11 protein-coding genes and 2 tRNA genes are annotated in these 10520 nt (G+C 42.9%); 7 read left to right on the plus strand and 6 right to left on the minus strand.

All coding sequences use genetic code 11. The features are described from left to right. Positions 1–6 precede the first annotated feature (6 nt). A complete protein-coding gene (tgt, locus tag JTN23_RS16460) occupies positions 7–1140 on the minus strand; it encodes a tRNA guanosine(34) transglycosylase Tgt (protein ID WP_247236082.1) in 1134 nt (377 codons plus the stop codon). 104 nt (positions 1141–1244) lie between these two features. On the opposite strand from tgt, the gene JTN23_RS16465 reads away from it, so the two are divergent. The 6 genes from JTN23_RS16465 to JTN23_RS16490 all read left to right on the plus strand — a co-directional run bounded on the left by JTN23_RS16465 (position 1245) and on the right by JTN23_RS16490 (position 5001). Beyond that, entirely contained in the window at positions 1245–2375 is a 1131-nt protein-coding gene (locus JTN23_RS16465) for a glycosyltransferase (RefSeq protein ID WP_247236083.1), read from the plus strand. Between the two features lie 34 nt (positions 2376–2409). Then, complete coding sequence (rsmG, locus tag JTN23_RS16470) at positions 2410–3033, plus strand: 16S rRNA (guanine(527)-N(7))-methyltransferase RsmG (RefSeq protein WP_247236086.1); 624 nt, start codon at positions 2410–2412, stop codon at positions 3031–3033. A gap of 485 nt (positions 3034–3518) precedes the next feature. After that, complete coding sequence (locus JTN23_RS16475) at positions 3519–3800, plus strand: hypothetical protein (protein WP_247236087.1); 282 nt, start codon at positions 3519–3521, stop codon at positions 3798–3800. A gap of 87 nt (positions 3801–3887) precedes the next feature. Next, positions 3888–3961: transfer RNA gene (locus tag JTN23_RS16480), tRNA-Asn, on the plus strand. Positions 3962–4327: 366 nt separating this feature from the next. Next, positions 4328–4891: a hypothetical protein gene (locus JTN23_RS16485; protein ID WP_247236089.1), complete on the plus strand. Its 564-nt coding sequence runs from the start codon at positions 4328–4330 to the stop codon at positions 4889–4891. Positions 4892–4942: 51 nt separating this feature from the next. Continuing rightward, a tRNA-Ser gene (locus JTN23_RS16490) sits at positions 4943–5001 on the plus strand. 94 nt (positions 5002–5095) lie between these two features. Here the strand turns inward: JTN23_RS16490 and JTN23_RS16495 are convergent. The 4 genes from JTN23_RS16495 to JTN23_RS16510 form a co-directional block, all read right to left on the minus strand. Beyond that, complete coding sequence (locus JTN23_RS16495) at positions 5096–5344, minus strand: hypothetical protein (protein WP_247236090.1); 249 nt, start codon at positions 5342–5344, stop codon at positions 5096–5098. A gap of 44 nt (positions 5345–5388) precedes the next feature. Beyond that, the gene (locus tag JTN23_RS16500; RefSeq protein ID WP_247236091.1) at positions 5389–6330 is read right to left on the minus strand and encodes a DUF8464 domain-containing protein; all 942 of its coding nucleotides are present in this window, start codon (positions 6328–6330) and stop codon (positions 5389–5391) included. A 239-nt stretch (positions 6331–6569) separates the two neighbouring features. Next, positions 6570–7763, minus strand: a complete 1194-nt coding sequence (locus JTN23_RS16505; RefSeq protein ID WP_247236092.1) for a VapE domain-containing protein — start codon at positions 7761–7763, stop codon at positions 6570–6572. Between the two features lie 81 nt (positions 7764–7844). Further along, positions 7845–9080, minus strand: a complete 1236-nt coding sequence (locus tag JTN23_RS16510; RefSeq protein ID WP_247236093.1) for a site-specific integrase — start codon at positions 9078–9080, stop codon at positions 7845–7847. Positions 9081–9495: 415 nt separating this feature from the next. On the opposite strand from JTN23_RS16510, the gene JTN23_RS16515 reads away from it, so the two are divergent. After that, complete coding sequence (locus tag JTN23_RS16515) at positions 9496–10143, plus strand: helix-turn-helix domain-containing protein (RefSeq protein WP_247236094.1); 648 nt, start codon at positions 9496–9498, stop codon at positions 10141–10143. Positions 10144–10297: 154 nt separating this feature from the next. Here the strand turns inward: JTN23_RS16515 and JTN23_RS16520 are convergent. Next, the coding region (locus JTN23_RS16520; RefSeq protein ID WP_247236095.1) for a transposase at positions 10298–10520 on the minus strand (223 nt) is incomplete at its 5' end.

A 10520-nucleotide genomic window follows, 5' to 3' on the forward strand; every position in this document is an offset into this window, starting at 1 on the left:
GAACTTTCAAAGACGTTGCATCACTTTTTTTTCAATTTCAATTTTCCAACTCCGAAATTCTCCGGCTATAATTTTTTCCCTTGCCTGCCCGACCAGCCACAGATAAAATGTCAAATTGTGTACACTGGCAATCTGAGCACCGAGCATTTCATCGGATCTGATCAGGTGACGTAGGTACGCTTTCGAGTAAAAGGTGCTGACGTATCCACCCAGGTTTTCATCAATGGGCGACAGATCGTCCTTCCACTTTTCGTTTCGGATATTGATTATCCCTTCTGTGGTAAAAATCATGCCATTGCGGGCATTGCGCGTTGGCATGACGCAGTCGAACATATCTACGCCCAGCGCGATCCCTTCCAGAATATTGGCGGGTGTACCAACCCCCATCAGATAGCGGGGCTTATCCTTCGGTAAAATATCACACACAACCTCAGTGAGTTCGTACATGATCTCAGCGGGTTCCCCTACAGACAGCCCACCGATGGCGTTGCCTTCGCGCTCCATGGAGGCAATGGTTTCAGCCGACTGCTGTCTCAGATCTTTGTAAACGCTTCCCTGTACGATAGGGAACAAGGTCTGGCTGTAGCCATACAAACTCTCGGTACTGTCAAACCGGTCACAACAACGTCGTAACCAGCGGTGTGTCATTTCCATGGATTGGCGGGCGTAACCGTAGTCGCAGGGGTAGGGGGTACATTCGTCAAAGGCCATGATGATGTCGGCGCCAATGACGCGCTGGATGTCCATCACCCGCTCAGGCGTAAAAGTGTGGAGCGACCCGTCAATGTGTGACTTAAATGCCACACCTTCTTCGTTGATTTTTCTCCCCGTTCCAGCCAGAGAATACACTTGATACCCTCCGCTGTCGGTCAGTATGGGGCGCTCCCATCCGTTAAATTTGTGCAGGCCGCCCGCTTTTTGTATAATGTCTAAGCCAGGACGTAAGTAGAGATGATAGGTATTACCAAGTATAATCTGGGCGTTGATATCGTCTTTGAGTTCGCGCTGGTGGACGGCCTTGACCGAGCCAGCCGTGCCCACCGGCATAAAAATAGGGGTCAGGATGGAGCCATGGTCAGTTTCGATCCGCCCGGCGCGGGCCTTTGTGGAGGCATCCTGAGCTTCTAATGTAAAATTCATTCAATGAACTTGTTGATGTGCCCGCAAAAATACAAGGATGCACTTAAAGATTCTTGTCAATGACCGTATATTTGTCCTGAACTTGAAGACTAACCATCTACTGCGTGACCGAACTTTTACTTGCGATTCTCGGATTCTTTATTCTGATTCAGCTCTTCTATTATCTGTTTGTATTTACCCGTCTTATCGGGTATAGGCAGTACTCCGAACCCGGCCCCAATGCACCGGCCGTAACTGTACTGGTGTGTGCCTGGAACGAACTGGAAAACCTACAGGAACTTCTTCCGTTACTTGATGCTCAGGACTACCCTACATTTGAAGTGCTGGTCCTGGACGACCGCTCTACGGATGGGAGCCACGACTTTCTCAAAAAGCACGTCTTTGACTGGGATCATGTGCGCTTTATCCGCATTGATGCGGAGCACAAGCACATTACTCCCAAGAAATACGCGCTCTCGGTGGGGATGAAGCACGCCCAGTACCCCATAGCTCTGATGACCGATGCGGACTGTCGCCCGGTAGGTAACAACTGGATCTCCAGTATGGTAGCGCAGCTTTCAGACAGGAAGGATATTGTACTGGGCTTCTCACCGTATATGAAGACCGGTGGCTTGCTCAACTGGTTTATCCGTTGCGAGACCTTCTACACGGCCGTGCAGTACCTGTCGTTTGCGCGGGTGGGCTGGCCCTATATGGGAGTCGGTCGTAACCTGATGTACAAAAAGTCGCTGTTCTTTGAGCACAAGGGGTTCTATACTCATAAAGGAGTAGTCGGTGGGGACGATGACCTGTTCATGAACCAAGCCGCTACTTCGGATAATACCGTCATCAACCTGGACCCGGAGTCATTTATGTACTCAGTGCCGAAGACCAGCTGGGGCAGCTGGATCACCCAGAAACGCCGGCACCTGTCGGTAGGAAAGCTATATAAGCCTAAGTACAAAACGTTGCTGGGGTTGCTGTCAGGCTCGCACGTGGGCGTGTGGCTGGCGGGTATCGCCTGCCTGGCGTACGGGCTGCTCAATCAGGACTTGCTGCTGCTGCAGATACTGGGCGGAGCATTTGCGTTCAGGTGGCTGGTGCAGCTGATCGTACTGGGAGGGATCAACAAGCGGCTCGACCGCACCGTCGGAATCCATACCTTCCTGTTTATGGACCTGGCTTTCTTTATCTACTATATACTTATGGGGCTCATGATGTTTACCAAGCCCAAAAAAGATACAAAGTGGCGCTGATTGACCCGGTTATTACTACGTACACAAATACTAAATGGAACAAATACTACAATACTTCCCCAACCTGACCGACACGCAGCGCGACCAGCTGGCACAAATGGACGAGGTGTACCGGTTCTGGAATTCTCAGATCAACGTAATCTCCCGGCAGGACATTGATACCTTATACGAGCGCCATATCCTGCACTCGCTGGGGATAGCCAAGGTGATACAGTTCAAGCCGGGTACTAGTATTCTGGATGTAGGTACGGGCGGAGGTTTTCCGGGTATTCCGCTGGCGGTGATGTTTCCGGAGGCACAGTTTCACCTGGTGGATAGCATCGGCAAAAAGATAAAGGTAGTACAGGAAGTAGTACGGGCCCTGGGGCTGCAGAATGTAAGAGCCCAGCAGGTACGGGCCGAGAAGCTCGACGATACCTACGAGTTTGTGGTAAGCCGGGCCGTTACGCGACTGGCTCCCTTTGTGGGATGGGTGCGCGGCAGTATCAGCCGGAACTCCTTCCACGACCTCAAAAACGGCATACTGTACCTCAAAGGCGGCGATTTGGACGAAGAGATTCAGGAACTGGGCCGCCGGGTATATACCTATGAACTTTCGGATTACTTCAGCGAAGAGTTCTTTACTACCAAGAAAGTCCTGCACGTACCGCTGTCCTGACAAGCTTCCTGGCGGGGCTTTCTGTAGCCCCGCCTACCACACTTCCGGCTGAGTTTACCAACGGTAACCATAAAAGCCATATTTGATGCAGTTCATCTCCGAATGCCTACCATTTGTCGAAACATTGTTACATCCGCTTATAGATAGATTAATTTTGAATCATCAGAGGAGAACAATCAATCGGCATCCGGTCAACTCAGCTTTCTCTGACTCGACCGGATTCTTGACAGAACATATCTGGAAAGTGCTCGATTTAACCTACACACACTATACACACTCTATTTTTTTAGTACACACGCACACACGTATTGATCAACACACACTATTAAGAGTAACACACACACTATCAATTTGACATTAGTACTTTGCATCAGTGCCAGTCATACCGACTGGTACTGATGTTTTATAGGGGTACGCATGGCAGCATACGGAGTTGTCTTCTATATTTGCGGCCCAAACTACTACTACTAAACTAAGCAACCAGCATGAACGAACGTTTCAAAGCTAGCAGTCTTAAGAATCCCATGTTTCCGGACGAGGTCATCTTCGGCGAAAAGGGTGTTACCTTCAAGGTCCGCAAGATGTTCAGCAGTACCGACAACTTTGTTTTTTATAATGATATATCAGGGGTAGAGATCGAGAATGGGGTTATGTTTGCCACCATTCGGGTGATTCCTCGTATGCGCCCCGAAATAATTATGAATAATTTTAGCAAGGCAGATGCCAAGAGAGTCAAAGAGTTAATCCTGCAGCACGTTAAAAATTAAGATTTTTTTCGAGCCAGGTATTGCGCTGTACCTAAAGAGTGCCTAAATTTGCACCACAATTCAGATGAACAATCTGGGTTGCGAAACTCCCGAATAGCTCAGTCGGTTAGAGCATCTGACTGTTAATCAGAGGGTCGCTGGTTCGAGCCCAGCTTCGGGAGCAAAAAGCCCCAAATCGCAAGGTTTGGGGCTTTTTTTGTGTTACATAGCTTCGATTCGTAACATTTTTGTACTACTTATTACTTTTCATTATCTTAACAGCGGGCGCTTAACTAGTTTTCGCTTGATCCTCAGGGTCTAGCAATACAATCTTGCACTTCAAGTTCAGCATAACAACCGAGTAGAAGCTTATATTTTTTGGAACATAGGCGCTCTGATAGTTTTTTACTGAAGATATCAGAGGTTTTACAATTCTATTTTTAACGAAGACATTTTATACGAATCTTGCTATGATCTCTTATAGTGGTTTTTTGATGACTTTGATAATGTTTGGGATTTGAAAGTAAGAGTTTATTAGAAAATAAGATATGAAGAAGCTAATTGGATTGCTTTTATTATGTGTTTCAACATCCTGTCAACCAAGCCGGGAGGAAGTATGTGAGAAACTGGATGTAGGAATAAAGACCTATTTTGAAGATCTAGCATTTAAGGAAAATCGTGAAATTAAGATATATGACATCAACACCGTAAGATTTTCGATGGTGGGTGAAGGGGCTATTGATACAATGAAATCTCTTTATTACATAAAGCAGCAAGACAGATTTATTAATAGAGGAGTTAATGCTAGGAAATCTGTACAATCAAGTTTGAGCCGTTATGAAGCTATGAAAAGGCTTGGGATAGAGCTGCCACTAGGTTGGGAAGAAGAAATAAATGATGGATTGAATGAGTCTAAGGCATACATGGATTCAGCTTCATATTATGGTCAGTTGGATTCCATCATAACTATTAAAATGAGACAGAGTACTGATTATAAGCCCCTTTATTACAAAACCCGGACATTCGTAAAAGCTACTATGGACAAGGACAATTTGCTGGATACACTAGAATTTATCCTGAATAAGGATTTCAAGCTACTTACAGTTGAATAATAACTTCTAACTTCATAAGATAAACTAATGTGCTTCTTCCAATAGTCATGTAGCTCAGCTGGATAGAGCGTCCCCCTGCTAAGGGGAAGGTCACGTGTTCGAGTCTCTTCTGGAAGTGATTATAGGTTTCTCCCAGACGCAATTAAAACCGAAAAAGCCCTGATCATCTCAGGGCTTTTTACTTTTACCTTATTTATTGGCTCTTCAATTAGCTTTTCTTCTCCTCTGTCTTAAATGCGCCTTCTGGCATCCTGGGCTGCAAAAGGTAGAATCAACTCTCTTTCCTTCATACTCCTTCCTGCAGTATTGACATTCCTTCGTATAGAATAAGCCTATCAGATTTTCTGTATATCTATAATCGTCATAATGGTGAATGATTTTATCCTTCTGTACTTTCTTGAAGCCGTAGTTTCGTAGGCCGTTCTTTCCTACTTTGATGTTTGTGTTATTCATAGTTGTACGCGTTAATGATTTGATAAAGGTTGCTTGATGATGGGTTATATAGCTAGATCGGTATCTAAATCGGTGGGTAAATCACTATCTAAATCACTGGTAAAATCACTTCCTATAAGGAAGTCACTATAGTCCTTATAGGAAGTGTATAGGTAGGAGTAGTCATTTACTTGTACTCCATGCTGCCTTAGTCTAGCGATTGCTTTAATTCCTGGGGTATCATTGTCCAGGAAGGTATTGATAGACTCATAGTGTGATAGGGTAGGGAGTGCCTTACTCATCAGGGAGAGTGAGTTCAGGACAATTGTAGGACTAGCTAATCTAAGAACGCCCAGGTGCTGGCAGCAGGCAAGAAAATCAAAGAAGCCTTCAAAGAGGTTGAGATGATTCTCCTTTTCTCCTGGTACAGTAGAATACCACTTAGGAGAAGTACCTCCTTTGAAGTACTTGCTTCGTAGCTCAAAGCCTCCAAGATCATTCTGAAAGCCTACAGCAAAGTAACGCTTACTCTTTGTCGTATAGATTACTTCTTTCAGATAGGTACTTGCTAATTCTAATGATATACCCCTTTGTTTTACATATTGGACAAGAGCCGGATTTTGTAGTGTACATACAGAAACAATAGTTAGCCCTTCTTTGGCCTTTTCTTGAGCTTTAAGACCGCTAAAGGAAAAAGATGAGGGTTCTGCTTGTTCCAGGGCTAAAAGCGTTTCTACGGCCTTTATAAAGCTGCTATTGCTATGAAGTTGAACCAATCGGATATTATCCCCTTTCATCTCCTCAGATCCGCCAAAGTCTGTAAAGCAGTTTTTAGCTGTGTTTACAAAGAGGGAGGGGGTACTTTCATTTCTTAGTGGGGAAAAATACAGGAGTTCGCTTCCTGACTCCCTGTATGGTTCCACCCCTACCGACTTCAGATAGCTTACAATAGGGATGGTTTTTACTTTTTCAATTATCATCTTATCGTAGAATGTTAGATGGCTCATTTTGTCTTTTTCTTTTAGCGGTTTAAAACCTAACTACTCGCTTACTTCCTTACTTTGGCTTCTGTGGATCAATAAGTTATATTCTTTTTTTCGAGCTACTATCTCTCATTCTTTACTCGAGAAATACCGAAAATCTGAGATTCAGGTAAAGTCGAGTGATAGCTATACCACTCGACTTATTACTATATAAATTATTGATTAATAGAATATTATAGGGGATAGAGTAAGCGAGTAAGTAATTAATGGATAGTTTTCAGGAAGTACCCTTTGCAGGAATATCCCTTTTTAGAGTCGTAGAAGGATTCCTGACGAATTCCAAGCACCTGAAGGGCTTTGCCTATCTGTGTTCTATGAAGGCGAAGAGAAACTTTACCTCTTAAATATTCTTCTATATCCGAGGCTGTGTAGAACATAGAATCAATTTCGTCCTTTGCTCCCTGGGTGAAGTATTTGGAGATGATCTCCATCTCAGTAGTAGTACGAAGGAAGCGGCGGTTTAAAGCTTCCTGATGAATGATTTCACTAGGTAACATGTCATACTTAAACTCTGGATCATTGAGTAGGTAATAAGCTTGTGCTAGTACCCTGTCAATGTCAACTGACATGTACCCATTGGGGCCGCCATTGTCATGAACAATTTTATGAACTACAAAGGCTAGCCATCGTACATTACCCGTTTCGTCAGTTAAGAATTCATAGTGGTTGGTGCTGGCGACAAAGCTGGCTCTCCTTTGATGTGGTACCTCTATATCCTGGAACAGTGGCCGGAACTTTACTATCTTCTCAGAAAGGACTGATTTGAACTCATTATTTAGTTCCTTCTTCTCAAATGAAGCCAATTCATCAAGATTGATAAATAGGTTTTGGACTAATGATCTTTTTCCATCATTACTGCCAAAGTCAAAGCCTTTCCTTGTGTAGTTCTTTAAAGCGGGTGGTACTAAGTAGTCTAGGAAGGTGGTTTTACCATCATTCTGCTTTCCTACTAATGTTAAGCACTGCTTATTAAACATATCTCTTCCTATAGCTTGCCCTACGTATCTTACTAGCCATTTTCTGAGCATTAATTCAAACCATTCATCATCATCGGTTTTTACGTATGAAGCTAGTTTCTTGATGTAGTCTTCTTGTGTTGGATCCCAGGGTGCTAGATTTTCAAAGTAGGTAACAAACGGATCATATTTGGGTATGGTTGATGAGCCAAACAAAGCCTTCAAAATTTCGCTGAAGCCTTTTAAGCCGTACTCGTATAACTCTACTGATAAGTCGTTCATTGGAACCAACTCCCATTCACCCTTTTCTTTATGCTTGCGCTCCAGATGATTGGAGATGACGTTGATACGATAGTCATAGTCAGTAAACAGGTATTCCTTGATCTTGAAAATAAGAGGCCTTGTTTCGGGCTTTGGGTTGTTGTTACGAGGAGTATTCATGAAGTATATAGATTATTAGTGGGCAATAGTTTTCTAGCCATGCTTTTGTAAGCAAGGTGTGTAAGTAGTTATGTGAGTAGCTTATTTAAGTCCCTTGCGCTGTTGGAAGTCTTGGATGTGCTGTATGACGGCTTCTTCTGACCGTTGGGTGTAGTATTGTTCTGTGGTGCTAGTCTTCGTGTGTCCTAGCATAGTAGCTACACTAGTCAAAGGGACTCCATTGGCTATGTAGTAGGAAGCACAGGTTTTACGGGCTACGTGGGTAGTAAGTCGAATGTCTATGCCACAAAGAGCTTGGATTTCCTTAAGTACCCTGTTCATTACCTGGTTGGAGAAGACAGGAAATATCCGTTCTCGGTGCAGGCAATCAGCATTATTGGAGTACTTCTCTATGAGTTGTAGAGCTTGCGGCACAACAGGGATGATACATTGATTCCCATTCTTGCCTCTTTGGATCTTTATTAGAAGATCTCCATTCTCTAAGGTGACTAGATGAGAAGAGCAAAGCTTACTTACATCTACATACGCTAGGCCGGTATAGCAGCAAAAAAGGAAAACGTCCCTGACGTAGTTGTATTCACGCCCAAAAAAGGTAGTGCTCTCCAGCCGTAGTAGATCAGACTCTTTAAGTGCAATAACAGCCTTGCGTTCTCTCTTAGGTCGAAAAAAGGCTAAAGGATTCTTATCAATCCATTCATTTGCAATAGCGTAGTTCAATGTTCGCTTCAAAAATTCAGCATGCAGGACAGCATGATTATGTCCATGGCCAAAGGTCTTTTTGCAGAAGTTTACCAGGCTTTGCCCATCAATAGGTTTCAGATCGGACAGATTCAGGTAACGGTTCCCATAGCGTGTTAGGATGTACTGCTTTATTCTATCTACTAAGAACCGTTTCTTCTCCACAGTCTTTTTCTCGTACTCAATACCTTCTAAGGCTTCAAACTCTTCCTTAAGGTATTTTTCCAGGCATTGTATAACTGTTGGTATATCAGCAACATTACGCTTTTTGTTAAGTGCTATATCTCTGATTTCCCGTAGGTCTGGGTGACGTTTGGTAATAAGAAAATCAGCATAAGTTCTTTGTATATCAGAACGCATTGTCTGTAGTAGATCGGTCGCTGATTCATCTCCTTCAATAATGAGAGAGTCCTTCTGAAGCTTTGACGGTTTGCAGGTTAAGCCCGTAGAAAAAGCTATACTCTTTCCATTATGGAACACCTTGAGGTAAATAGCATCACCTCTCATGTAGGGCTGTACTGTTAATCTTTTAGTCCTACTAGTCTTGACCTTAGTAGCATTTTGCTTTACTTTCGTCATAAATCACTTGTTTTGAATGATTAAGGATTGCGCCCTCTTACGTCTGGCCACGTAAGAGGGTTTTTACTTTTAAATAAGTTCTTCTAGTGCTACTCCAAAGAATGTTGACAGATTACGAGCCTCAAAGCCCAACATTGGCTTCTCTCCTCTGACTAGTTGTCCAAAACGTTTTTGGTTGATGTTTACCTTTTGATAGAAGCGTTGGTCTGGTTTGAACTTGCCTCCGATCCTGTTCTCATAGGCGTTTAAAGCTCCTTTTAACCTTGTCTGATACATAATGTAGAATATTTGAGTTGTTAATTCTTGAAATGTGATACGCAAATCTAAACTATTGTAGATTCTTATTCCTAATATTTGTTACTATAATTGTATAATATTTTATGCTTAACTTTGTATTGCTCTAAAAATCAGTCACATGGAAGTATCAAAAAATATACGCTCAATTAGAGAAGCAAAGGGATTGACACAAGTAGATGTAGCAGAGAGGTTAGGGACAGAAAGAAGTAACTATGCCAGATTAGAGAGTAGAGATGTCAATCTTACTCTTAAACAGATAGGGGAGATTGCTAATGCACTTGAGGTGTCTATCTATGATATCATAGGCTCACCGGAACGACAGGAGGTTGAAGATGATAGGTCAGAGAGAATTAGGTATCTAGAAGACAGGTTGGGAATAACGGAGGAAATTGTAAGGGCAAAGCAATTGCAAATCAAGCTTTATAAAACATTCATTGGATGGGTTAGGGAGGTATTCAAATTAGAACTATCCATTGGAAAGATACAATGTGCACAAGTTCTTGGAATTGCAAAGAAACTGAAAGATGATGCTCATGATCTTGATGAAGATGCTTACCATTTCTCAGAAGAAGATTTAAAGAGGATTGGTGAGTTAATGTTTGATAGAAACTCAAATCGTTATTATTGGTCTAATTTTATAGCATCTACAGGATTAATTGAAGAGGCTTGGTTTAATGATGCGTATAAAAAGAATATAGACTTAGCGGTTCCGAGTGACACTTTAAATTGGGCAAAGACAATACTTGATATGCTAGACGATGAATAATTTTAGTGAAATATAATTTAGATGAAAAACCCTCCTTGGCAGCGAGATGAGCTGATATTAGCACTTGATCTATACTTTATAAGCGACTACAATAAGCTTGGTGGAAAGCATCCTGATGTTGTGAGGCTTAGTAATCTACTTATTGATGCGTGAATTAATCCGTAAAGAATGCAACTTCCTTCTTGCGGAAGAATACTTGAATTAAGGCTGGATCTTCCTCCAGCAAGTTTATCTGATCCAAAACGGTATTGACCAAATCTTCCAACGAGAGAAAAACCCGATTCTTCAAGCCTCGTTTGAGGTGATTCCAAACTAATTCAGCCGGGTTAAGCTCTGGACTGTAGCCAGGCAAACGTTCCAAATGAACCCGCCCAGGC

Origin of the sequence: Telluribacter roseus, from assembly GCF_017355915.2 — a bacterium.
GTDB lineage: Bacteria > Bacteroidota > Bacteroidia > Cytophagales > Spirosomataceae > Telluribacter.